General features: G+C 70.7%; 20 protein-coding genes. 10 read left to right on the top strand and 10 right to left on the bottom strand.

What is annotated here, in order from left to right:
- Window positions 1-48 precede the first annotated feature (48 nt).
- From hrpA to trxA, 3 genes are read left to right on the top strand one after another with little or no spacing between them, the layout of a single operon-like run.
- A complete protein-coding gene (hrpA, locus tag ABD437_RS29185; protein WP_344652135.1) occupies window positions 49-4,146 on the top strand; it encodes an ATP-dependent RNA helicase HrpA in 4,098 nt (1,365 codons plus the stop codon).
- 56 nt (window positions 4,147-4,202) lie between these two features.
- A complete protein-coding gene (locus ABD437_RS29180; protein WP_344652134.1) occupies window positions 4,203-4,598 on the top strand; it encodes a MerR family transcriptional regulator in 396 nt (131 codons plus the stop codon).
- A gap of 27 nt (window positions 4,599-4,625) precedes the next feature.
- Window positions 4,626-4,940 (top strand): thioredoxin, encoded by a 315-nt coding sequence (gene trxA, locus ABD437_RS29175; protein ID WP_344652133.1) that lies wholly within the window; start codon window positions 4,626-4,628, stop codon window positions 4,938-4,940.
- Window positions 4,941-4,983: 43 nt separating this feature from the next.
- On the opposite strand, the gene ABD437_RS29170 is transcribed toward trxA, so the two are convergent.
- Together ABD437_RS29170 and ABD437_RS29165 are read right to left on the bottom strand one after the other, a co-directional pair.
- The gene (locus ABD437_RS29170; protein ID WP_035847565.1) at window positions 4,984-5,187 is read right to left on the bottom strand and encodes a DUF397 domain-containing protein; all 204 of its coding nucleotides are present in this window, start codon (window positions 5,185-5,187) and stop codon (window positions 4,984-4,986) included.
- Window positions 5,188-5,289: 102 nt separating this feature from the next.
- The gene (locus ABD437_RS29165) at window positions 5,290-6,153 is read right to left on the bottom strand and encodes a helix-turn-helix domain-containing protein (RefSeq protein ID WP_344652132.1); all 864 of its coding nucleotides are present in this window, start codon (window positions 6,151-6,153) and stop codon (window positions 5,290-5,292) included.
- 581 nt (window positions 6,154-6,734) lie between these two features.
- Between ABD437_RS29165 and ABD437_RS29160 the strand changes: the two genes are divergently transcribed.
- The 3 genes from ABD437_RS29160 to ABD437_RS29150 all read left to right on the top strand — a co-directional run bounded on the left by ABD437_RS29160 (window position 6,735) and on the right by ABD437_RS29150 (window position 8,828).
- Window positions 6,735-7,391, top strand: coding sequence for a hypothetical protein (locus ABD437_RS29160; RefSeq protein ID WP_344652131.1), 657 nt, complete (start codon window positions 6,735-6,737; stop codon window positions 7,389-7,391).
- A gap of 625 nt (window positions 7,392-8,016) precedes the next feature.
- A complete protein-coding gene (locus ABD437_RS29155) occupies window positions 8,017-8,187 on the top strand; it encodes a hypothetical protein (protein WP_344652130.1) in 171 nt (56 codons plus the stop codon).
- The gene (locus ABD437_RS29150; protein ID WP_344652129.1) at window positions 8,184-8,828 is read left to right on the top strand and encodes a bifunctional DNA primase/polymerase; all 645 of its coding nucleotides are present in this window, start codon (window positions 8,184-8,186) and stop codon (window positions 8,826-8,828) included. Before ABD437_RS29155 ends, ABD437_RS29150 begins: the two co-directional genes overlap by 4 nt.
- A 2,177-nt stretch (window positions 8,829-11,005) precedes the next feature.
- Here the strand turns inward: ABD437_RS29150 and ABD437_RS29145 are convergent.
- The 5 genes from ABD437_RS29145 to ABD437_RS29125 all read right to left on the bottom strand — a co-directional run bounded on the left by ABD437_RS29145 (window position 11,006) and on the right by ABD437_RS29125 (window position 16,784).
- On the bottom strand, window positions 11,006-11,209 hold the full coding sequence (locus ABD437_RS29145; RefSeq protein WP_344652128.1) for a hypothetical protein: 204 nt from the start codon (window positions 11,207-11,209) through the stop codon (window positions 11,006-11,008).
- A 347-nt stretch (window positions 11,210-11,556) separates the two neighbouring features.
- Window positions 11,557-12,876 (bottom strand): DUF1501 domain-containing protein, encoded by a 1,320-nt coding sequence (locus tag ABD437_RS29140; RefSeq protein WP_344652127.1) that lies wholly within the window; start codon window positions 12,874-12,876, stop codon window positions 11,557-11,559.
- A gap of 8 nt (window positions 12,877-12,884) precedes the next feature.
- A complete protein-coding gene (locus ABD437_RS29135; RefSeq protein WP_344652126.1) occupies window positions 12,885-14,717 on the bottom strand; it encodes a DUF1800 domain-containing protein in 1,833 nt (610 codons plus the stop codon).
- Between the two features lie 133 nt (window positions 14,718-14,850).
- The gene (locus ABD437_RS29130; protein ID WP_344652125.1) at window positions 14,851-16,365 is read right to left on the bottom strand and encodes a multicopper oxidase family protein; all 1,515 of its coding nucleotides are present in this window, start codon (window positions 16,363-16,365) and stop codon (window positions 14,851-14,853) included.
- Window positions 16,362-16,784 (bottom strand): hypothetical protein, encoded by a 423-nt coding sequence (locus tag ABD437_RS29125; RefSeq protein ID WP_344652124.1) that lies wholly within the window; start codon window positions 16,782-16,784, stop codon window positions 16,362-16,364. The genes ABD437_RS29130 and ABD437_RS29125 overlap by 4 nt, the downstream gene beginning before the upstream one ends.
- A 139-nt stretch (window positions 16,785-16,923) precedes the next feature.
- Between ABD437_RS29125 and ABD437_RS29120 the strand changes: the two genes are divergently transcribed.
- Window positions 16,924-17,211, top strand: a complete 288-nt coding sequence (locus ABD437_RS29120) for a PadR family transcriptional regulator (RefSeq protein ID WP_344652235.1) — start codon at window positions 16,924-16,926, stop codon at window positions 17,209-17,211.
- A complete protein-coding gene (locus tag ABD437_RS29115; RefSeq protein WP_344652123.1) occupies window positions 17,208-17,864 on the top strand; it encodes a permease prefix domain 1-containing protein in 657 nt (218 codons plus the stop codon). Before ABD437_RS29120 ends, ABD437_RS29115 begins: the two co-directional genes overlap by 4 nt.
- On the opposite strand, the gene ABD437_RS29110 is transcribed toward ABD437_RS29115, so the two are convergent.
- Both ABD437_RS29110 and ABD437_RS29105 read right to left on the bottom strand, forming a co-directional pair.
- Window positions 17,830-18,327 (bottom strand): adenylyltransferase/cytidyltransferase family protein, encoded by a 498-nt coding sequence (locus ABD437_RS29110; protein ID WP_344652122.1) that lies wholly within the window; start codon window positions 18,325-18,327, stop codon window positions 17,830-17,832. The genes ABD437_RS29115 and ABD437_RS29110 overlap by 35 nt on opposite strands.
- Before the next feature lie 243 nt (window positions 18,328-18,570).
- Window positions 18,571-18,921 (bottom strand): STAS domain-containing protein, encoded by a 351-nt coding sequence (locus tag ABD437_RS29105; protein WP_344652121.1) that lies wholly within the window; start codon window positions 18,919-18,921, stop codon window positions 18,571-18,573.
- Between the two features lie 221 nt (window positions 18,922-19,142).
- Here ABD437_RS29105 and ABD437_RS29100 point away from each other — a divergent pair, with 221 nt between their 5' ends.
- Together ABD437_RS29100 and ABD437_RS29095 are read left to right on the top strand one after the other, a co-directional pair.
- Window positions 19,143-20,492, top strand: a complete 1,350-nt coding sequence (locus ABD437_RS29100; protein ID WP_344652120.1) for a PP2C family protein-serine/threonine phosphatase — start codon at window positions 19,143-19,145, stop codon at window positions 20,490-20,492.
- A complete protein-coding gene (locus tag ABD437_RS29095; RefSeq protein ID WP_344652119.1) occupies window positions 20,489-21,499 on the top strand; it encodes a cobalamin B12-binding domain-containing protein in 1,011 nt (336 codons plus the stop codon). Before ABD437_RS29100 ends, ABD437_RS29095 begins: the two co-directional genes overlap by 4 nt.
- A 281-nt stretch (window positions 21,500-21,780) precedes the next feature.
- On the opposite strand, the gene ABD437_RS29090 is transcribed toward ABD437_RS29095, so the two are convergent.
- Complete coding sequence (locus tag ABD437_RS29090) at window positions 21,781-22,347, bottom strand: GNAT family N-acetyltransferase (protein ID WP_344652118.1); 567 nt, start codon at window positions 22,345-22,347, stop codon at window positions 21,781-21,783.
- Window positions 22,348-22,388: the final 41 nt, after the last annotated feature.

Here is a 22,388-nt window from a genome sequence, read left to right as displayed (position 1 = left end):
AAACGCACTCGGCGGTATGGCCAACCCCCGCCTACGCTGGACAGTGCAATGAACAACGCCACGGCCGAACCGATCGACCTCGCTGACCTCCGGTCCCGCCTCACCGAGCTGATGCTCCGCGACGAGCATCGGCTCCGTCGTCAACTCGATCGGGCCGCACCGGACCGGCTGGAGCGGGCCGCGGCGGAGATCGCGACCGCGGAAGCGAAGGTCGCGGCGCGGAAAAACAGCGTCCCGGAGATCTCGTACCCGGCCGAGCTGCCGGTCAGCCAGAAGCGCGAGGACATCGCCGCCGCGATCCGCGACCACCAGGTCGTCATCGTGGCCGGGGAGACCGGTTCCGGGAAGACCACCCAACTGCCGAAGATCTGTCTCGAGCTGGGCCGGGGCATCAAGGGCCTGATCGGGCACACCCAGCCGCGCCGGCTCGCCGCCCGCACCGTGGCCGAGCGCATCGCCGACGAGCTGCACACCGACCTCGGCGACGCCGTCGGCTACACGGTCCGCTTCACCGACCAGGTCAGCGACGGCACGCTGGTCAAGCTGATGACCGACGGCATCCTGCTGGCCGAGATCCAGCGCGACCGGGACCTGCGCCGGTACGACACGATCATCATCGACGAGGCCCACGAGCGAAGCCTCAACATCGACTTCCTGCTCGGGTACCTCAAGCAGCTGCTGCCCCGCCGCCCGGACCTGAAGCTGATCATCACGTCGGCCACGATCGACCCGGAGCGGTTCGCCCAGCACTTCAACGACGCGCCGATCGTCGAGGTCTCCGGCCGCACCTACCCGGTCGAGGTCCGGTACCGCCCGGTGATCGACCCGGACGACGAGAACGCCGACAAGGAACGCGACGTCACGACCGCGATCATCGACGCGGTCCACGAGCTGTCCGGCGAAGGCCCCGGCGACATCCTGGTGTTCCTCTCCGGCGAGCGGGAGATCCGCGACACCGCCGACGCGCTCACCAAGGAGAACCTCCGCAACACCGAGATCGCGCCGCTCTACGCCCGGCTGGCCGCCGCCGAGCAGCACCGGGTGTTCCAGCCGCACACCGGCCGCCGCATCGTGCTCGCCACGAACGTCGCCGAGACGTCGTTGACCGTCCCCGGCATCAAGTACGTGATCGACCCGGGCACCGCCCGGATCTCCCGCTACAGCCTGCGCACGAAGGTGCAGCGGCTGCCGATCGAACCGGTGTCCCAGGCCAGCGCCAACCAGCGCAAAGGCCGATGCGGACGCTTGAGTGACGGGATCTGCGTCCGGCTCTACACCGAGGCCGACTTCGAGTCGCGCCCCGAGTTCACCGACCCCGAGATCCTCCGCACGAACCTCGCGTCGGTCATCCTGCAGATGGCGAACCTCGGGCTCGGCGACATCGCCGCCTTCCCGTTCGTCGAGCCGCCGGACAAGCGCAACATCACCGACGGCATCCAGCTCCTGTCGGAGCTCGGCGCGCTCAACAACGCGAAGTCCAAGTCCGACGGGGTGCAGCTCACCCCGGTCGGCAAGCAGCTGGCGCAGATCCCGATCGACCCCCGGCTGGCCCGGATGGTGCTCGAGGCCGACAAGAACGGCGTCGTACCCGAGGTGCTGGTCATCGCGGCCGCGCTCTCGATCCAGGACCCGCGCGAGCGCCCGACCGAGCATCAGCAGGCCGCCGACGAGAAGCACAAACGGTTCGCCGACCAGCACTCCGACTTCTCGTCGTACCTGATGCTCTGGAACTACCTGCGCGAGCAGCAGCGCGAGCTGTCCGGCTCGGCGTTCCGCCGGATGTGCAAGGCGGAGTTCCTGCACTACCTGCGCGTACGCGAGTGGCAGGACCTGCACGGGCAGCTGCGCCAGATCGTCCGCGGGCTCGGCATCACGGTCGACCGCCAGGCCGACCCGGGCGGCGACGGCCAGAAGGTCGTGAGCTCGCTGCTGGTCGGCCTGCTCTCGCACATCGGCATGCGTGACGACCGCACGACGACCAAGGACCAGCCCAAGGGCCGCCGCCCGCTCACCGAGTACTACGGCGCCCGCGGCGCGAAGTTCGCGATCTTCCCCGGCTCGACGCTGGCCAAGCGGCCACCGCGCTGGGTCGTCGCCGCCGAGCTCGTCGAGACCTCGCGGCTGTGGGGGCGAATCACCGGGCGCATCGAGCCGGAGTGGGTGGAGCCGCTCGCCGGTCACCTGGCCGTTCGGACCTACAGCGAACCGCATTGGGACGCCGAGCGCGGTGCCGTGCTGGCCACCGAGAAGGTCACGCTCTACGGCATCCCGCTGATCTCCGGCCGCACCGTCACCTACTCCAAGGTCGATCCGGAACTGTGCCGTGACCTGTTCATCCAGCACGCCCTGGTGGAAGGCGAGTGGCGCACCCACCACAAGTTCTTCGGACGCAACCGCAACCTGCTGAAGTCCGCGGCCGAGCTGGAGAACCGGGCGCGCCGCCGTGACCTGGTCGTCGACGACCAGACGCTCTTCGACTTCTACGACGAGCGGATCCCGGCCGAGGTCGTCTCCGCGCGGCACTTCGACGGCTGGTGGAAGAAGGAGTCGCGCGAGCAGCCCGACCTCCTCGACTTCTCCGCGTCGATGCTCGTCAACCGGGCTGCGGGTGAGCTCGACATCGCGACCGCGTACCCCGACTTCTGGGACGCGGACGGCGCGCGCCTGAAACTGACCTACCAGTTCCAGCCCGGCACCGCGGCCGACGGCGTCACCGTCCACATCCCGCTGGCCGTGCTCAACCAGATCACCCCGGACCAGTTCGGCTGGCAGGTGCCCGGGCTGCGTCAGGACCTGGTGACCGCGATGATCCGGTCGCTGCCCAAGGAGATCAGGCGCAACTTCGTGCCCGCACCGGACGTGGCGCGGGCGGCGCTGGCCGGCATCTCGCCGGCCGACGGGCCGTTGCCGGTGGCACTCGCCGCCGAACTGCGTCGGCTGACCGGTATCTCGCTCCCGGTCGACGCCTGGCAGGACGACCGGATCCCGGACCACCTCTCGATGACGTTCCGGGTCGAGGACGAACGGGGGCGCCGGGCCGCCGAGGGCAAAGACCTGGTCACGCTCCAGCGTCAGCTCGCGCCGCAGGTCCGCGACGCGATCGCGACCGCGTTGACGGCCCCCGAGGAGCCGCGGAGGTCCCGCCGGGGTCGCGGCCGCCGCGGTTCCGAAGGCGCGGCGCCGACCGCGGCCCGCCCCGACGGGCCGGGCGGAGAGGGTCACCGTGGCTCGGCGTCGGTAACCAAAGACGGAAGCGCTACGGCGGAGCCACCGAACATCGAGCGGACCGGGCTGAAAGCCTGGACTTTCGGGTCGTTGCCGGAGGTGGTCGAACGGCGACGCGGCGGGTTCCTGGTCAAGGCCTACCCGGCGTTGGTCGACGAGGGCGACAGCGTGGCCGTGCGTCTGCTGGGGAGTCCGGGCGAGCAGCAGCGGGCGATGTTGACCGGGACGCGGCGGTTGGTGCTGCTCACCGTGCCGTCGCCGAACAAGGCCGTGGTGTCGTCGCTGTCGAACAGCGCGAAGCTCGCGCTCGGGCGGAACCCGCACGGGAGTGTGGCCGCGCTGCTGGCCGACTGCGTCGCGGCCGCGGCGGACGAGTTGATCGCGGCCGCCGGCGGCCCGGTGCGCGACGAAGCCGGGTTCGCGGCGCTGCGTGACGCGGTGCGCGGATCGCTGGTGGGCACGACGCTCGATGTGCTCAAGACCGTGGAGAAGGTGCTGGCGGCGTTCCACGCCGCTTCGGCGCTGCTGCCGTCGGTGCCGCCGGCCGCCCGCGCGGACGTCCAGGCGCAGTTGGACGCGCTCGTCTACCCGGGATTCGTGGCGGCCACCGGGCGGCGGCGCATGGTCAACGTGCTGCGCTACGTGCAAGCCGTCCAGCGGCGGCTGGAGAACCTGCGTCGCGACCCGGCCCGCGACAAGGGCTGGCAAGACCGGATCGCCGCCGTCACCGAGGTGTACGCCGACTGGCTGCGGCGGCTGCCGCCGGAACGGCGCGAGGACGACGCCGTGCGCGAGATCCGCTGGATGATCGAGGAGCTGCGGGTGAGCCTGTTCGCGCAGTCGCTCGGCACCGCGTACGCGATCTCCGAGCAGCGGATCTACAAGGCGATGGACGCGGCCGGCGGCGGAGTGGTGGCCTGATGCTTGCCTTGACGTCCGCGTGAAGCTTTAGCGTCGGTAACCGAGGAGGTCGGGCGATGCGGATCGGTGAGTTGGCCGAGCGGGTCGGCACGAGCACCCGTGCGCTTCGGCACTACGAGTCGCTCGGGCTGCTGGCCGCGCGGCGCACGTCGAACGGTTACCGCGAGTACGACGAGGACGACGTCCGCGTGGTGCGCGAGATCCGGACGCTGGTCGGGATCGGGTTCGCGCTCGAGGAGACCAGGCCGTTCGTCGAGTGTCTGCGAGCGGGGTACGAGACCGGTGACTCGTGCCCGGCGTCGGTCGCCGTGTACCGGCGGAAGATCGCCGAGATCGACGACTGCGTGGCGAGCCTGGCCGCGGTGCGTGAGCGGTTGTCCTCGGCGGTTTCGGGCGGATCGCTCGACGGGGGCGTACCGGAACCGCTCTGTGCGTTCACACCGCTGCGCTGATCTCCTCCCGATGTGAGGGAGGTTCTTGTGGAAGCTGTTACCGATTCGACCTGGACTGCGGAGGTCTTGGCGTCGGAGATGCCGGTGCTCGTCGATTTCTGGGCGGACTGGTGCGGGCCGTGCCATCGCCTTCGTCCGACGCTGGAGGCGCTGGCCGAGGAGTGGGCCGGGCGGGTGCGGGTGGTGTCGCTGGACATCGACGCGAACCCGAACGTGGCCCGTGACTACGGGATCCTCAGCGCGCCGACGCTGACGCTGTTCCGGGGCGGGGAGCCGGTCCGGACCGTCGTCGGTGCCCAGCCGAAGTCGCGGCTGGTGGCGCAGCTGGAGCCCGCGCTCTGAGTGACGGAGCCGCCGCTCTCGGCGGCTCCGTTCTTCGTTGGCCTTACGGTCGGTCGAATTCCCCGAGCTTGACGCCGTGCAGGAACGCGGCCCAGCGGGCCACCGGGTAGGCCAGGACGGCACCTTCCGGGTTCTTCGAGTCACGGACGCCGATGAGGTCCGGGGTCTCGGCGATCTCGACGCAGTTGATCGTGGCGCTGCGTCGGCTCTTGCGCCATGACGCCGTAACGAATGCGGTGCTGTCCATATGGTTGTCCCTTGAGACGTGGTCGATGGTGGCTTTCGCGCCCTCGGGTCGGCCGGGCACGGCGGTGCTGCACCTTGTGGGACACGCGTTGTGGGCGGCCGGTCAGGAGTGCTCAGGTGGGCGGATCCGGTCGCGCACCGCAGCGATGAAATCCACTGAGTTCTTCGGCGAGAGAGCGATGGATCTGAGCTGGTCGAATATCCGCCGGAAGCGTTTGAGGTCCACGGACCCCTCCAGGTAGAAGTCCCCGTGGTGGCCCTCGACGAAAACGATGCTCGATGCCGGGCTCTCCTCGATCTCCACGATGCCGAAGCTGCCCGGTAAGCCCGGGTGGGCGCCGGCCTCGAAGTCGAGTACCTGCAAGCTGATGTGCGGCCGTTCACAGGCCGCGAGCAGGGCGTCCAGTTGTTCCGCCATGACCTCGCGACCGCCGACGAGGCGGCGGGTCGCTGCTTCGTCGAGGATGAACGACACGTACGGCGGATCAGGGCGATCGAGGATCCGCTGGCGGTTGATCCGCAGCTTCACTTGTTCGTCGATCTCCTGGGTCCGTCGCTCGCCTGCTCCTTCGATGAGCGCCCGGGCGTAAGCGGGCGTCTGGAGCAGGCCCGGTATCGCGGTCGGCTGGTAGTCGGAGATGGCGGTCGCCGCCGACTCCAGGCCGATCAAGGTTCGATAGGTCGCCCCGATGTCGTAGCCCTGCCACCACGCACGCTCTTTGCTGGCCCGCGCGAGCGACATCAGTTGCTCCTGCTCGGCGGGCGAGACGTCGTAGAGGCGGCAGAGATCACGGACATCGCGGAGAACCGCGCCGCGTCGACCGGTTTCGATTCGACTGATCTTCGTCGGGGAGCACAGTAACTCCCTGGCGACCTCCTCGATCGTCTTGCCCGACTCGTGCCGGAGAGCTCGCAGCCGGGCGGCGAGCTCGCGCCGACGCAGCGTCGGAGCGTGTTCCCCTACCACGGCTGGACCATGACAGTGAGTCGCCGTTTCGAGGAACCCCGAAATGGCACTTGCCACGGCCAGGCGGGGACGTTACCAGCCGACCGAACACAATGGTCACAGGCGTCGCACTGGGCAATTACGTGTCGGGGAAGAGATCGCCCCGGATGGGATGGGATTCCCGTTCCAGCAGGTAGAAGGGGTCTTTCTGGAAATTTCTTGCTGGTGGGGCCCGCGGGGCAGAAGTGGTTCGAGTGAGCTGGGCCAAGTGGGGTCTCTGTCGGCTCGACGACTGCCAATGGCACTTGCCCTCACGCTCCCGAGCGTGCCAGGATTTCACTAAACGTCATCAAGGGTAGCCAACGAGCGACCGGTACCGCTGGCCCGGGCATCGGGAGGGGACGGGCCCTTTCGTATCGCGAGCTTATTGGCTGCGTAAGTTTCGCTCGAAACGAGCGGCCATCGACGCACGTCGTTGTCCAGTGGGAACCCACCAGGTCACATTCCGAACCCCCGCGCTCACCGGCGCGCTCTTCGTCGCCGGACGGGTCCCGGCTTGGTGCTCTGCACAACCGGACACCACGGCATGGAGGGATGCCAGGATGAACACGGGGCCGAAAGGCTGGCATCAGGGTGGGGCGGACGAGGACTCGTTCGTACCGGCTGACTTATCCGAACTCGAGTGGCCGACGCGCACCGCGGTCGCGCGTCCGCTGCCCACCACCGTCCTCTGGCGGTGGCGCTACGAAACCGCGGTGCTCGGCGGTGCGCCGCTGCTCTGGTGGGCGAGCGTCCGATCCATCGGCGGGCTGGTGGGGCTGGGCCTCGTCACCGGCGTGGTGGCGGTGCTCGCGTCGATTCCGGCGTTGCGGCGCTGGCTCTCGGCGCTGCTCTGGACCGTCGTCACACCGCACCGGCTCCGGGTCGGCTGCGTCGAGGCCGGCGTCGTGTCGCCGCAGGGCAAATTACCCGCGGTGCTGTTCACACTGCGCAAGCCGTACGGGGAGCGCGTGTACCTGTGGTGTCCGGCCGGGCTGGGTCCGGCCGACGTAGCCGCAGCACGTCCGGCCATCGCCGCCGCGTGCTGGGCCGACGACGTCGTCTTCTACCAGACGAGCGGGCAGTACCCGCCGCTCGTCGCGGTGGACGTCGTCCGGTTACCCGGCACGGTGCTCGACACCGAGCCGCAGACCGTTTCCGCGGTGTGGAAGCGGTTCGTTCGTCACGACGGGCGCTTCGAGGGCTTCCCGCCGCACTGACCCGCTCGACAGCGAGGGCCCACCCCGTCGGGGTGGGCCCTTCGCGTTTCCGGGGCCGGTGATAACGTTCCGTGCAATTCTCTATTCGTATCGGTTCTCGCCGGGACAATTGTCCCGAGAGCTCGGGAATGAGTCCCGGGTGGGCGGGCATTTATCCGGGTCGATTACCGCAATTTCCCGAGCTCGACATCGGGTGCAAATCGCCTTTACTTTGTTACGGAAAGACAACGATCCCGAGCGGGTCTCGGAAAGCGACTTTTGGCCACTCTCCGGATGTTCCGGCCACCGTGGAGTTGCTGCTGGGGGAACGCGCTGACCAGCGGCATCATCGGGTCCAGAGGCTTGCCAGTTGACGGTGTGACGAGTGTCGCCGGTCGCCTCAGCTTCTGTTAAGGGACGACCGATCGGGCGTGCCTTCGAGTGGCTTTCAGTCACACCAGTAACAGCAGTCACTAAGCATCTATTAACGGCGAAATGAGTCGCCACTACGAGGCGAATTGGTGCGGCGGTGCCATGATCGGTTTATTCGCCGAAGCCGATTGTTGCCGGGTGAGTCGTCGACTCCCGGAGCGGCCGGAAGGTGAATGACTGAGCGAGTCCGTAGGCGAAGGACAGGGGTGCTGGCATGGCACGGAACATTCTCACCGACGAGGGCAGCCGCAGAGCGTTGGGTATCGTGCGGGTCGGGTCCACCGTGCCACCGGCATCAGCGCGGGCCGGGGCCGAGGCGGGCTCCGCCCGGGTCGAGGCGCCGGGCTGGGCGGTCTCGTGGACGCGGGTCGGGGTGTCCCGATGAGCGCGCGGCTCGAGCGCGCGGTCCTGGCCGCCGCGGCCCACGAATACCTGCGGGTCGGGTGGCCGGTCGCGCCCGGCGCGTGGTGGTCCCCGCAACTGCAGCGGTACCGCTGCGGACGCCCGCGCTGCCGGACGTCGAGCCCGCACGCGGTCGACCCCGGCATCGGGCCCTCCGGCGACCGGTGCCGCGCCACGGTCGCCGAGTGCGTCGTCACCAGCCCGACCGAGGTCGACCGCTGGTGGACCGGCCACCCGTACGCGCTGCTGATGCCGACCAGCACGGGCCCCGGGGTCGTGGACGGCACCCAGGACGTCATCGACCTGATCGACGAGCGGCTGCGCGCCGAGGGGTACCTGGCGCCGATCTCCAGCTCGAAAGTCGGGCAGGCCCAGCTGTTCTGCCAGCAGTTACGCCCCGGCCAGGAGCTGTGGCTGGCGGCGGCCGGCGCCGGTGTGCTGCTGCACGGCGAGGACTCCTGGGTCACGCTGCCGCCCTCCACGGTGCGGACGGGACAGGTGCGATGGCTCCGGTCCCCGCAGGAATGTGGGTGGAGGCTGCCACCGGCGGCCGTGGTCTGCGCCGCACTCCGGGTCGCGTTGACCTTTCGATCCCGGCCTGTGATCACCGGACGGCCGGGATGACCGGGAGCCACCGGCCGGACTCCGCGACGATGTCGATCATCCGGGAGTCCCGGACGGCGCTCGCGGCCCGGCCGGTGGACCTGGCGGCAGCGGTCTACCGGCACCTGCCGTCGTTCGCTCCGCGAACCAAGGAACTGCTCGCGGCGGACGTTCGGCTGCACGGCGACCGGCTCGTCCGTGACCTGCTCCGAGCGGCGGAGGTGCTGGATTCGCTGGCACTGCTCGAGGACGATCTGCGCCAGTTGGGTGCGGAGCACGCCTCGCACCCCGGGGTGCGGTCGGAGCTGGCCGAGCACCTCCCGTACCTGGGACAGGCGTTGGTGCGGGCGGTGCGTGAGCTCTTTCCGAACTCGGAGGGCGGGCCGCTCGGGTCGGCGTGGCTCGAGGTGTTCGAGTGGCTCGCGGACGAGATGATGCGGGGCGCTCGGCGTGGTGTGGAGGATTCGGCGCCCGCGTACTGGCGGTCTTACGTCGACGATATCGGCGTGGGGTCTGGGTCTGGGTCTGGGTCTGGACCCGGGTCTGGGCCTGGGTCTGGACCCGGGGCCGGGTCTGGGCCTGGGTCTGGGCCTGGGGCCGGGCCTGGGGCCGGGTCTGGGTCTGGGTCCGACCGGTCGGTGTGGGGTGATCCGGGGCTGCGGGGTGGGGCGGGGTTCGAGTACGAGGAATCGGGTTCCGGGGTCGAGGGGGCGCGTGAGCCGGCGGCGGGTGTTGATCCTGCGCGGGATCTGACGATTTCGTTCGACCGGGCTGAGCTGTTCGAGCGGTTGGCTCGCATCGAGGAGATCAAAGCCGCTCGGCCGGTGTCGCCGGCGGCACGACCGGTCTCGCCGGCCGGACCCCGCCCGAGCGGGACCGCATCGCCTTCGGTGGCTTCGCCTGCAGTGGTGCCTTCGGTGGCGCCTCCGGTGGCGCCGGTTCGGCCCGAGCGGGCGGATGTGGCGCCGGGGCCGTTGGTGGAGCGGTCGCCGGGGCCGTCGATGGTGCAGTCGCCGGAGCGGTTGCCGGTGCCGCCGGAGGGGGCGGCGGTGCGACCCGAGCGATCGGCGGTGCAGTCCGAGCGGTCGGCGGTGCAGTCTGCGGAGCGGTTGGCCGTGCTGCTGGGGTCGTCGGAGGCGCAGTCTCCGGAGCGGTTGGCCGTGCTGCTGGGGTCATCAGAGGCGCAGTCTCCGGAGCGGTTGGCTGGGTCGCACGGGCCGTCGGCGGCACAGTCATCGGAGCGGCCGCCCGTGTCGCCGGAGTCGTCGGTGGCGCAGTCACGGGAACGGTTGTCGGGGCCAGCGGTGGCGCAGTCTCCGGAGCGGTTGGCTGGGTCGCCGGGGCCGTCGGCCGCGCAGTCGTCGGAGCGGTTGCCGGTGCAGGCGGAGTTGTCGGCTCGGCGCCCGGAGCCGTCGGGGGCGTTGTCCGCCCGGTCCGAGTCGGCGCGGGTTCGCCCCGCCTCGCAGGCGGCGCGGGTTCGGCCGGTTTCCCCGGCGGGGCCGCGGGGCGGTGGGCCGGTGTCTCCTGCCGGGCCAGGGCATCGTGAGTCGGGCGTGGTGCGCCCGGTTTCACCTGCGGCACCGCGGGTCGGTGGACCGTTGCCGCGGCCGGTGTCTCCTGCTGGGTCCGGGTATGGCGAGCCGCCGGTGGTTCGGCCCGTTTCGCCGGCGGGGCCGCGGGGCGGTGGGCCGCTACCGCGGCCGGTGTCTCCCGCTGGGCCCGGGTATGGCGAGGCGCCCATGGTGCGCCCGGTCTCGCCAGCTGCGCCGCGGGGCGGTGGGCCGTTGCCGCGGCCGGTGTCTCCTGCTGGGCCGGGACATGGTGAGTCTCGGGCGGTGCGCCCGGTCTCGCCGGCTGGACCGGCGGTACCGGCTGGACGGGCTGCGGTGGTGCGGCCGATTTCTCCGGCGGGTGCGCACGCGGCGGGTTCGCACGTGACCGACCCGCACGCGACCGATCCGCATCTGGCGGGTTCGCATGCTGCGGGTGGGCACGTGCCTAGTTCGCACGTCGCCGGTGCGCATGGAGTCGGTGCGCATGCGGAGGGTGCGCGTGCGGTGGAGGAGCCGCGGCGGGGTGGGAGGCCGTGGCGGGCGCGGAATCCCTGGAGTTGGGCGTCGCGGGGGCGGAAAGTGGAACCCGAGCCGCAGCCGGAGCCCTGGCCACCACCGCCGCAGATCGATCCGTCGATGTACGACTCACCGCCGGAGGTGGCCCCGCCATCGGGTCGCCATCCCGAGCTGCCGGTTCCGGAGGCACCGCTCCAAGGGCCGCCGCTCCAGGGGCCGCCGGCTCCCGAGCTGCCGGTTCACGGTCCACCGCTCCAGAGCCAGCCGCTCCAGAGCCAGCCGCTCCAGCACCAGCCGCTTCAGCACCAGCCGCTTCAGGGGCAGCCGCTTCAAGGGCCTCCGGGTTCTGGGCCGGTGATGCCCGGTCACCCGGCGGCGCTACCGCGGGGCGGGGAAGGGGAGCACCCCGCACCAGGGGCAACGGAGGTGGGAGGCGCGGCCGTCGGGGAGTCGGTCGTGAGCCCGCATCCGGACATCGATGCCCTCACCGAATCGGGCGGAGCGTTGCGAGGGGTCGGCACCGGCTGGCCTCGGGCCTCCGCCGGCCGACCGGTTCGACCCGTGCCTCACACGGCGTCGAACCCACCGGACCTGGGCGACGCCCCCGCCCAGGAATAGGGGAGGGGGCGTTCCGGAGTGACGCACCGGGACGCCCCCTCCTCGCGGGGCGACGGCGAGGCTCAGGCGAAGATCGGGAGCGGTTTGAAGGTTCGCCCCGGGAACACCGCGGCCACGTCGGACGCCGACAGATCGAACTGTTGGCGGGCGATCGTGCCGAACACGTCGAACATGTTGTTGAACTCGGGCACGTCACCGTTGTCGAGCGACCCCAGCCCTCCCCACTCGCCGATCACCGAACTGCTCAGCTTCTTCCCCGACAGGATCGTCACGACATTTCCGTGGCCGTGGTCGGTTCCCGAGCCGTTCTGCGCCACCCGGCGGCCGAACTCCGAGGACAGCACCACGGTGACGTCCTTGCGGGCGTCGCCGAGGTCGTCGAAGAAGGCACGCAGCGCCTGGGCGATCTGGGTGAACTGGTTGAACAGGTGGCCACCGTTGGTGCCCGCGTTGCTGTGGGTGTCGAAGCCACCCATCGACACCGCGGCGGTTCGCACGTTCGCCCCGCCCTTGATGAGCTGCGCGAGCGTCTTGAATCCGTCGCCGAGCCCACCGGGGTACCGGGCGCCGTTCGCGGGGGCGTAGGCCACCGAACTGAGCTTCGACGCCGTGGCCAGTGCCCCGACGGCGGCCTTCACCGACTCGGCGGCCGGGTGGTCGAGCCCGGTGAACATGGTCTTGATCGCGTCCGCGGTCGGTTGCCGGAACTTCTCGTCCCCGTTGATCGCCAGCGCACCGACGTTGCGCAGCGCCAGCGCCCCCTGCGTTCCGACTAGTGATCGGCGCAGCGTGCTCCCGACGCCGATCGACCGGAACGCGGTTCCCGGTCCGAGCTTCTCGGTGAGCACGTCCAGCCAGCCGCGACCCGTGGTCTCGCTCGGCAACCCACCGAGCTCGCACGCGTCCTGGCACTGGAAATGGCTGCGTGACAGCCGGGGGTCGGAGACGCCGTGGACGAAGCCGAGCTGCCCGGCGTCCAAATAGGTTTTGAGTGGTTCGAACGCGCGGTTGAGCGCGAAGCCGCGGGCCAGCGCGATCGAGGAGCCGGTCGGCAGCGCCAGCGACGGGCGGACTTTCGTGAGCACCGGGTCGTTGCCGGGCGCCACCAGGCTGAGCCCGTCGAGCCCGCCGAACAGGAACACGTGGATGAGCGTGCCGGTCCCGGTGGCGCCGAACGAGGCCCGCACGTTGAGGAACTGGCTGGTGAGAAGCGTCGTGGCGCCGAGGCCGGCGCCCATGAGCACGGTGCGGCGAGTGACGCCGCGGCCGTCCTCGGCGGCCTCCTCGGCCTCGTTCAGGCGGGTCCACTCGTCGCGGACGGCGGCGTTCTCGGCCCGCACGGCGGCGGCCTCCGCGCGCAGCAGAGCGTCGGATAAGCGCATCGAAGACCTCACCGGAACGAGTGGTAGGGAGAAGCGAGGATCGTGCGGGCCAGCTCGATCACGGGGAGGTCGTCCTCGGCACCGCCGACGGACAGCACCGCGGCCCGGTCCTTCGCCGGGAGCTTCTGCCCGACCAGCCGGACGCTCAGCGCGTCCACGAACTCCCCGGCGGTTGCCGGCGCGTCCTCGAGCAGCTCGGCCGGTTTGACGAACGTGAAGCCCTTACGGCCACCGGCGACCAGCGCACGTGCCTCATTCCACTCCTCGATCATGGTTCCGGCCGACGCCCACGCGGTGAACACGCGCGGATAGCCGTTCGGCGACGGCTGGCCCATCGGGTACTGGCCGAGCTCACGCATGCGGTTGTGCACGCTCGCCAGGCCGTTGCGCAGGTCGTCGCCGGGGCGTACGCCGAGCGCGCGGTGCGTGGCGACGACGTACTCCATCGGCCGACGCACCTTCGCCCCGACCGACCCCCAGAACTCCGACGACGAGAACAGCGTCGTCAGCACCGGGACGATCGCCGACCGGTTGTCCAGGTAGGACTTCTTCAGCCGGGCGACGAGCGAGTCGGGCGGCGTGTCGGAGACGAAGTGCAGGCAGAGCTGGCGCGCGATGTGCTCGGCCGTCGACGGGTGCAGGGCCAGGTAGCTCAGGTACTCGTCGCCGGCTTCGAGCCCGCCGTCGGCGTCGTCGTTGGGATGGCTGAACCCCATCACCGTGATCGCGCCGACGTGGTGGGCGTTCGGGTCGTAGATGAACTCGTCGTCCTTGATCAGACGACCGGTCTGCAGGAGCGCGGCCTGCCGGACGTCGACCTCGGTGTAACCGCCGTCGACGCCGACCGTGTACAGCTCCATGTTCTCGCGGGCCAGGTTCTCGTTGACCCGGTCTTTGCGTGACTGGTCCTGGTTGAGGTAGCGCAGCAGCGCCGGATGCCGGTTGCCGGCCAGGAACATGTCCTTGTACGTGCCGAGCGCGTGTTTGCGGATGACGTCGGTGTCGAACGAGGCCCGCACCAGCTCCGAGCCGTCGAACGGGCTCGCGACGTGGAACAGGTCGTTCCAGAAGTCGACGACCACCTCGAAGAGCTGACGCTGCGACCAGATCTGGCGTGCGATCGTGAGCCGGACGTTCTCCTGGTCGGCGATCGGACGCTGGTCGCCGAGGCGCTCCTTGTCGGCGCGCAGCTGCTTGATCGTCCGGTCGTAGGTCGGGAAGGCCGCCTCGGCGGTGCGCACGTCGTCGGACTCCGGGACCGAGTCCGGCTGGAGCTGTCTGCTCAGCCACGCGTCGATGCCGGTCTTGCGTACCTCGGCGACCAGTTCCGGCGTCGCTCCGAACGTCGTGCGCCGGACGAGGTGCAGCACCGGGTCGTCGGTGAAGACGAGCGGCGAGTTGACCTTCGTGCCGGCCGCGGCCGCCCCCGGCCCGCTGTAGAGCTTCGCCGGCACGCTCGGCCGGCGTCGAGGCTTTCCGGCGGCGGCGTAGGACTGGTCGCGGTCGCTGTACGTGCGGACGGTTCGCGCCTGGCGTCCGGACGCGCGTTTGGAGTTTCCGCCGGTGGAGCGGTCGAGCGACTTCGTGGCGGTGTCACCACCGGTCGGTGACGTGCCACCGGTGGTGTCGATCGGTGTGCCGCTGCTGTCGGCCCCGTTCGTGCCGCCACCGACGGTGGTGGATTCCGGGGCGGCCCGCGACGACTTCGGTGGTGTCTCGTCGTCGTCGCTGCAGGCCGCGACGGCGAGGCCGGCGGCGGCGAGCACACCGGTGACGAGTCCGCGGCGACCCCAGTGCCGCGGCTCGGATTCGAGGGTGGATCTACCAGGCCGCTCAGACATGCGGCAGGGCTCCTTTGAAATTCGTGGCGATTTACCGCCGGAAGTTAGTAACGCCGAGAGCTGGTGCCAACGTTCTTGCGACGCTCTTAAGCCTGCAACGGAAGCTTTTAAAGTGACTGGTGGGTACTGATGGTCACTTTGTCGCGAAAGTAGACATCATCGTCATGTCCTCGTGTTCGAGGTTGTGGCAGTGCAGCAGGAACCGTCCGCGGTAGTCGGTGAAACGCACTGCTATCTCGACGGTCTCCGCCGGTCGCAGGTCGACGGTGTCCTTCCAGCCCGCGTCGAAGTCGCCGGGGGAGTGGCCGTTGCGGGAGAGCACCTGGAACGGCGACAGATGGACGTGCACCGGGTGGTGCAGGTCGGTGGAGAGCGTCCAGATCTCGACGTCGTCGAGGCGGGGCGTGGCGTCGATGCGGCCGGGGTCGAACGGCTTGCCGTTGATCACCCAGCCCTTGCGTTCCCCGCCGAGGCCGTCGGGAACGATGCCGCGGCTGAACGCGAAGCGCCTCCTCGGTGCGTCCGCCGGCGGGGTGAGCCGCGGGACCCGTGCGAGCACGGTCGGGATCGTCGTGTCGTCCCGGGCGCGGCGGACGACCCGGAACCGCATGATCCGGCCGGCTCCGCCCCGGCTGGGCGGGTTGCTCATCGTGATCACCGTGCCCGGCCGGAACGTGCTGAAGTCGACGATCACGTCGAAGCGTTCCGCCGGTGCGATCGTCAGAGCCGGGTGCTCGATCGGAGCCCCGAGCAGCCCGGCGTCGGATCCGATCTGGACGAACTTCGCGCCCTGATCGAGGGTGAGCTGGTACCGGCGGGCGTTCGAGGCGTTGAGGACGCGGAAGCGGTAGCGGGCGGCGTCGACCTCGAGTTCGGGCCAGGGTGCGCCGTTGACCAGCACGACGTCACCGAGGACACCTTCGATGAAGTCGCCGTGGGTGCCGGCCGAGTGTTCGGCGGCGGGGTATTTCAGTGCTCCGTCGGCGTCGAAGGCGCGGTCGGTGATCATCAGCGGCACGTCCCGATCGCCGGCCGGGAGCGGGAGCGCCTCCTCGACGTCGTCGCGGACCAGGTGGAAGCCGGCCAGGCCGCGGTAGACCTGCGGACCGGTGAAGTCCATCCGGTGGTCGTGGTACCAGAGCGTCGCGGCCGGTTGGGCCAGCGGGTAGACGTAGTCGCGCCGGCCCGTCGTGACGTGACCGACGTGGTGGTGGGTGTGGTGGCCACCGGAGCGGGGGAGCACGAGGTCGGTGGGCCAGCCGTCGTGCTCGGCCGGGGTGTGTCCACCGTGGAGGTGGACGACCGTGGGCACGTCGGTGTGGTTCAGGTGCCGCACCACCGTGCGACGGCCGCTGCGTGAGGAGATGGTGGGGCCGGGGAAGACGCCGTCGTAGCCGAGGATCCGCGTGCTGACGCCGGGCAGGAGCTCGACGTCGGCCCGGCGCTGGACGATCTCGTACCAGTCGGTGGTGGCGTCCCGGCGGACCGGGCGTTTGACCGGGGGAATCGGGAGCGGCAGCCGGAACGGGTCCGGGAGCGGCCGGTCGCTGCGGAGCTGCTCCCCGGTCGAGCCCTCCGCCGCGCAGCCTCCGACGGCGATCGCGCCGGCCGCCGCTCCGACCAGCCCCAGGAACCGGCGCCTCTTCACGACTGCTCCACCCGGTCGAGCGCGCTCCGCGGGGACTCGCGGCGTCGTCGGCGTCGGCGGGACGCCCGGGGGAGCCAGCTCCAGACGGTGAGCCAGATCGTCAGTGCCACGATCGTCACGCCCAGCGGGAGGTGGACCGCGAGCACGCGGGCGTACCCCATACCGATCTGGAAGCCCTCCGCGAGCCACAGCACCCCGTACGCGAGCAGCGGCCAGCCGGCGCCACCGGCGATCCAGAACGCGAGCCCGGCCGCGCCGACGACCATTCCGGTGGCCGGGAGGATCGACCCGTTCAGGCTGTGCACGCCGAGTGCGTCGTACGACCCGTCCAGGTACAGGCCGGCGAGGATCGGCTGAGCGAGCACGCACACGGCGTGCACGGTGAGGCTCAGCCGGAACAGCCAGAGCGTTGTCTTCATGACGACGACGCTATGAGTAGGCAGCCTACCTATGGATCCGGTGCGAGCCCGGATCCCGACCCTGAGCCGGTCCCGGGGTTGCCCCGGATAAGTAGGGTGCCTACTTGTGAAGGACAGTGTGCGCGGCCATCTGGACGCCATGCTGCTGGCCGTCCTCGAGCCCGGACCGCTGCACGGCTACGCGGTGATCGAGGCGCTCCGGCAGCGTTCCGGCGGCCGCTTCGACCTGCCGACCGGCACCGTGTACCCGGCGCTGCGCGCACTCGAGCGGGCCGGTTACCTGTCCGGCAGCTGGAGCACGGTCGGTGGCCGCAAGCGGCGCACCTACGCGCTCACCGGTTCCGGCCGGCACGCGCTGTCGGCCGAGCGGACCGACTGGCGGGATTTCAGCCGGGCCCTCGACGCGACGCTGGCGGGGGAAGCATGAGCACCCTGGTCGACGATCTGCGCGCCCGCCTCCGCGGTCCCCGTGGCGTCCGCCGAGAGCTGTTGCGCGAGGTGGAGGACGGCCTGCGTGACGCCGCCGAGGCCTACGAGAACGCTGGTCTCCCGCCGGCCGACGCGGCCAGGAAGGCCGCCGACGAGTTCGGCGATCCCGCCGCACTCGCACCGCTCTACCAGGCGGAACTCGACGCCAGTCGCGGACGGCGCGCCGCGCTGCTGATCGCGCTCGCCTATCCGACGCTGACGCTGGCCTGGGACGCGCTCTGGCGGTACACGAGCGTCGGCGACGGGGCGGCTCCGGACGGCGTGGCCACGGTGGCGGGCGCGCTCGACACCGGTAGTTACGGGGCGGCGATCGTCGCCGCGGCCACGATTCCGCTGTACGGGCGCGCTTCGGCGGCCACCGCGCGGCGGCTCACGGTCGCCGTCGGGCTCCTCGGCTGGCTCTCGCTCGTGCTCATCATGGCGACGTCGATCTGGATGGCTCAGGCGAGCGGCGACCACGCGGTGCGCGACTTCGAGTCGAACGTGCCGAGCATGCTCGTCGTGGGCCTGACCGTGACCGCGTCGCTGGCGATCGCGGGTACGGCGACCCTCGCGCTCAGCCGATGGTGGGAACCGCGCGCTGCCCGTTGAGCACCGCGCTCGTCGACCGCTCCGGCACCAGCGGCACCTCGATCGCGGCCGCGTCGAGCAACCCGGCCGATCGGTGCTTCTCCACCGCGAACGGATCACCCTGGGTGAACGCGAGCACGGCCGGATCCAGCGGGCGCAGCAACTCGACGTAGGCCTCGGGGTCCTTCACGTCGGGGCCGCCCTCGACGACGAACACACCGTCGACCGGGCGCAGCGCGGCGAGCATCTCGGCCCGCTCGACGTCGGTGTTGATCGGGCGACCCGGACCCTTCCAGGCCGCGACCCGGTTGTCGGCCTCCACGCCGACCAGCAGGCGGCTGCCCATGGCCCGGGCGGCCTGGAGAAAGCGCAGATGACCGACGTGGAGCACGTCGAAAGCGCCGGTGACGACGACCGGGCGGCCGGAGCCGGACGGGTGCGCGAACCAACTGAGATGGAGCCCCGCCCGGAACGAGTCGGGCATCCGTTCCCATCCTTTCCACGATGCTGCGGTCGCTCTCATTCTGGTGCGTCGCCGCCACCGCCGGGGCCGCTCCAAGATCGCTGTGATCGGAAACATTACCGGTTACGGGCTGTAACGATTCTGACCTCATTGACCCATAACGTCGTTTTTCATGGTCGAGTACGGAGAAGCACTCCTCGCGCAGGTCGCAGCCGAGCGTCACCCGGAGGCCCACGCCGCCGAGCTACCCGAGTTCTGGGACGCTCAGACCTGGCCGTGGGGTGCGGCCAGCGAGTCGACCCGCTCGATCAGGCCGTCGATGCCGGTCGTCGCCAGCACCGACTGAGCCGCGCGGGACGGCGCCGCGATCGCGAACGCCCCCGGTGACTCGCCGATCGTCCGCCAGAGCGTGACCAGCGCCCCGATGCCGGACGAATCCACGAACGTGATCTGCGACAGATCGACCACGACACGCCGTGCGCCGCCGGCGAACTCACGCTGAGCTGCCCGGATCAGGGACGGGGACGTCTCCATGTCGAGGTCGCCCTGCGGACGCAGCCAGGCCGTACCGTCTTCGACCGAGACGTCCAGCCGCCAGATACCGTCCTCGACCACTCCGCCCTCCCTACTGCTCGCCGCCGTAAGAATTGTTCCACCGCTGCGGCAACCCAACCGTTGACAGGTCGGTCAACCGACAAGCGGGTGCTTTTCACGCATCGGTCATGCGTCGTCTCCACCACTATTGATGACTCAGCGTCCTGCCTCTTTGTCGTACCGGTCGGTACAGTCGAAGGAGCCCGCCTGCGCAGGATCCCCACGGAAATGCGGTTTTGCTGATGTTCGAGCAGCCAGTGCGGTACGTGGCCCAGCCACCCCTGGGCCAGCTTGACGATTCCACCCTGCTGGCCACGGCGCGTGAGCGCGCCGCTTATCTGGCCGACGCGAGCAAGCAGCTCGCCGGGTCCCTCAACCCCGACCGGACGCTCCGCCGTGCACTGCACGTGACGGTCCCGGCCGTGGCCGACTGGGCCCAGATCCTGCTGCCGACGCGCACCGGCGTGCGTTACACCGCCGTGCGCGCGGACGAACCCGACCGGTTCGTGAGCGAAGAAGGCGTCCGCCCCCCGCTCGGCGACATCTCCGGCCACGGGCGCATCCTCACGACCGGCCGTCACGAACTGATGCACGTGCTCGCCGACGGGCACGTACCCGAAATCGTCGCCGCGACCGTGCCCGAGGGCCAGCTGCGTGACGGCCTGCTCGGGCTGCGCCCGGCCGACCTGCTGGTACTGCCGCTGACCGCCCGCGGCACGACGTTCGGCACGCTCACGCTGGCCCGCCGGGCCGGTCGCGGTTTCGAGAGCGAGGACGTGGCGGTCGCGGTCGAGATCACCGGCCGCATCGCGATCGCGCTGGACACCGCCCGGGTCTACGCCGAGCAGGCCCACGTGGCCGAGGTGCTCGCGGCCAGCCTTCGGGCGCCGGAGCTGCCTGACACGCCTGATCTGGCGATCGGGGCGCGGATGCGTGCCGCGATGCACGCCGCCGAGATCGGCGGGGACTTCTTCGACGTGTTCGGCGAGCCGGGCGACTGGTCGGTGCTCCTGGGCGACGTCGCGGGCAAGGGCGCCGAGGCGGCGATCCTCACCGGGCAGGCGCGTCACACCGTGCGTGGGGCCGCGTACTACGACCGGCGGCCGGCCGAACTGCTGCGTGTCCTCAACGCCGCGCTCTTCGCCGGTGCCGACCGCGCCCAGCCGGCCAGCCGGTTCCTCACCGCGCTCAGCGCCCGCGTCACCACGTCGCCGGACGGAAGCCTGTCGGTACGCATCGCGTCGGCCGGTCACCCGCGGCCGCTGGTGATCCGCACGTCGGGCGTCGTCGAAGAGGTGCCGGTGAAGGGGCTGCTCTGCGGAGCGCTCCGCACCGCGCGGTACACCGAGGTCGAGCAGGAACTGGCCCCGGGCGACATGATGCTGCTGTTCACCGACGGCGTGCCGGACGCGATCGGCTCCGGCGGCCGGTTCGGGCTCGGGCGCCTCTCCCAGCTCGCCGCCGGCTACGCCGGGAGCGGTCCGCACGCACTGGCCGAGGCCGTGGACATCGCGGTCGCCGAGTACAGCGGCGCCGGGCTCGCCCCCACCGACGACGTCGCCGTGCTGGCGTTCGGGGGAGTCCGGCAATGACGTACGTCAGCGACGAGGCCAGAGAGAATTTCATCAAGGCTCTCGACGCTGCCGACCGCCGCTTGGCCGTCGAGCTGGTCAGCGAACTGCTCGACGACGGGGTCGACCCGCTCGACCTGCTGCTCGACCTGATCGCGCCGGCCCAGCAGGTCGTCGGCGAACGCTGGCAGAGCGGCGAGTACTCGGTCGCTCAGGAGCACGCGGCCACCGCGGTGAGCGAGGCCGCCGTCGGAACCGTCGGCGCCTGGATCCCAGAACCGGAGCACCCTCTCGGGTACGCGGTCGTGGCCTGCGCCGAGCGGGAGTGGCACGCGCTCGCCGCACGCATCGTGACCGAGTCGCTGCGCCACCTCGGCTGGCGCACCACGTACCTCGGCGCCTCCACGCCGGCGCACCACCTCGCCGGGTACCTGCACCGCCTCGATCCCGACGTCGTCGCGGTGAGCTGCTCGATGCCGGCCGCGCTGCCGGCGGCCCGGCGCATCATCGAAGCCGCGTCCGAGGCCGGTATACCGACGCTGGCCGGTGGTCGCGCGTTCGGCACCGGACCGTCCCGGGCGCTCGCGCTGGGCGCCAGCGGCTGGGCGGCGTCCCCGCGTGACGCGGCCGGTGTGCTGGCCGAGCTCCGCCCGATCGTCGAGCCGGTGCCGGCGCTCGCCCACGCCGGCGCCGACGAGCAGGCCGAGCTGTTGCTGCGCAACCGTGAACTCGCGGCCCGGGTGTTGAAGGAGTGGCTGGCCGCGCTCGAGGGTATCGGCGCGGACTGCCTGGCCGGCCTGGACGCGGAGGCGGACTACGCCGTCGACCACGCACTGCACGCCCTCGCGGCCGCACTGCTCACCGACGACGTGACGGTTCTCGTCGAAGGGCGGGAGTGGTTGACGACGCTACTGGCGGCGCGTGGCTGTCACGCGGACGCCGTACCGCGGCTCTGGACGGTGCTCTCGCGGGTCGCGGGCAGCCAGTTGCCGGTCGCGTCGAAGCTGCTGGACCAGGCGGCGGCGTAGTCCCACGCGGTCAGCTGGCTCTGGCGGCCTTGCGACCGGAGGCCTGGTCGGCCGGGCGCGGGCGAGCGCAGTAGAGGGCATGAGCCCGATGCCGGTCTCGTCGACCGAAGGGTTGGACCGCGAGCACGTGCTCCGCGGGCGCAGGCCGCGGTGCCGGACGCTCGGGTCGGGGCCCTGGGATCCGGGAACAGTGGGAGCGCGGGGTCAGCACGCTTTGATCAACGAGAGCCGACTCGGGAAGTGACGGTCAATTGGGAATTGCGTCCTGATTTATGGGATTTTCACCCGGCCGCGACGTGACTCAGCGGAAGGTCGACGATCAGCGCGTCGTACACCGGGGCGTCCGGGAACGGCTGCAGGTGACCGAACAACTGCCAACCCCAGGAGAGGTACGCGGTTCGGGCCGGTGTGTTCCCCGGATCCACCAGGAGCGTCGCGCGCTGTTCCGGACGCTCGGCGAGCAACGCGTCGTGAAGCGTCCTGGCGATCCCCCGACGTCGCCAGTCCTGCGTCACCATGATCTCGTTCAGTGCGAACGTGCGCGTGCCGTCCTCGTCGGTCGCCCCGGCGGGCGCCGGCTCACGCAAGCCGTTCCACCACTGCGTCCGCGGCGGCAGCGGGCCTCCGTAGGCGTAGCCGATCAGCTCGCCGCCGATCCGGCCGGTCACCAGCTCGAAACCCGGACGACCGGAGTGGCCGGCGAAGCGGTCGGCGAATCTGTCGACCGAGTAGAACGGATCGCTGAGCTGGTCGGCGTAGATGCGCGCGTACAACGCGAAGAGCTCGTCTTGGATCGCCCGGGCGTCGTCGGTGTCGAGGGCGTGCAGATCCAGGGCGGATGGGATCATCGTCGGCCTTCCTGCTGGCCGGACGGTGAACCCCCGTCCGG

It is taken from the genome of Cryptosporangium japonicum, assembly GCF_039524755.1.
GTDB lineage: Bacteria > Actinomycetota > Actinomycetes > Mycobacteriales > Cryptosporangiaceae > Cryptosporangium > Cryptosporangium japonicum.
This window is presented reverse-complemented; position numbering and strand designations above follow the sequence as displayed.

Excerpts from the sequence above, each read along its gene's own strand:
- ABD437_RS29120 (WP_344652235.1), top strand. The coding sequence starts at position 16,924 with ATGCTGCTGGCCGTCCTCGAGCCCGGACCGCTGCACGGCTACGCGGTG.
- ABD437_RS29170 (WP_035847565.1), bottom strand. The coding sequence starts at position 5,187 with ATGGACAGCACCGCATTCGTTACGGCGTCATGGCGCAAGAGCCGACGC.
- ABD437_RS29125 (WP_344652124.1), bottom strand. The coding sequence starts at position 16,784 with ATGAAGACAACGCTCTGGCTGTTCCGGCTGAGCCTCACCGTGCACGCC.
- ABD437_RS29110 (WP_344652122.1), bottom strand. The coding sequence starts at position 18,327 with ATGCCCGACTCGTTCCGGGCGGGGCTCCATCTCAGTTGGTTCGCGCAC.
- ABD437_RS29160 (WP_344652131.1), top strand. The coding sequence starts at position 6,735 with ATGAACACGGGGCCGAAAGGCTGGCATCAGGGTGGGGCGGACGAGGAC.
- hrpA (WP_344652135.1), top strand. The coding sequence starts at position 49 with ATGAACAACGCCACGGCCGAACCGATCGACCTCGCTGACCTCCGGTCC.
- ABD437_RS29115 (WP_344652123.1), top strand. The coding sequence starts at position 17,208 with ATGAGCACCCTGGTCGACGATCTGCGCGCCCGCCTCCGCGGTCCCCGT.
- ABD437_RS29140 (WP_344652127.1), bottom strand. The coding sequence starts at position 12,876 with ATGCGCTTATCCGACGCTCTGCTGCGCGCGGAGGCCGCCGCCGTGCGG.
- ABD437_RS29095 (WP_344652119.1), top strand. The coding sequence starts at position 20,489 with ATGACGTACGTCAGCGACGAGGCCAGAGAGAATTTCATCAAGGCTCTC.
- ABD437_RS29155 (WP_344652130.1), top strand. The coding sequence starts at position 8,017 with ATGGCACGGAACATTCTCACCGACGAGGGCAGCCGCAGAGCGTTGGGT.
- ABD437_RS29135 (WP_344652126.1), bottom strand. The coding sequence starts at position 14,717 with ATGTCTGAGCGGCCTGGTAGATCCACCCTCGAATCCGAGCCGCGGCAC.
- ABD437_RS29180 (WP_344652134.1), top strand. The coding sequence starts at position 4,203 with ATGCGGATCGGTGAGTTGGCCGAGCGGGTCGGCACGAGCACCCGTGCG.
- ABD437_RS29150 (WP_344652129.1), top strand. The coding sequence starts at position 8,184 with ATGAGCGCGCGGCTCGAGCGCGCGGTCCTGGCCGCCGCGGCCCACGAA.
- ABD437_RS29090 (WP_344652118.1), bottom strand. The coding sequence starts at position 22,347 with ATGATCCCATCCGCCCTGGATCTGCACGCCCTCGACACCGACGACGCC.
- ABD437_RS29100 (WP_344652120.1), top strand. The coding sequence starts at position 19,143 with ATGTTCGAGCAGCCAGTGCGGTACGTGGCCCAGCCACCCCTGGGCCAG.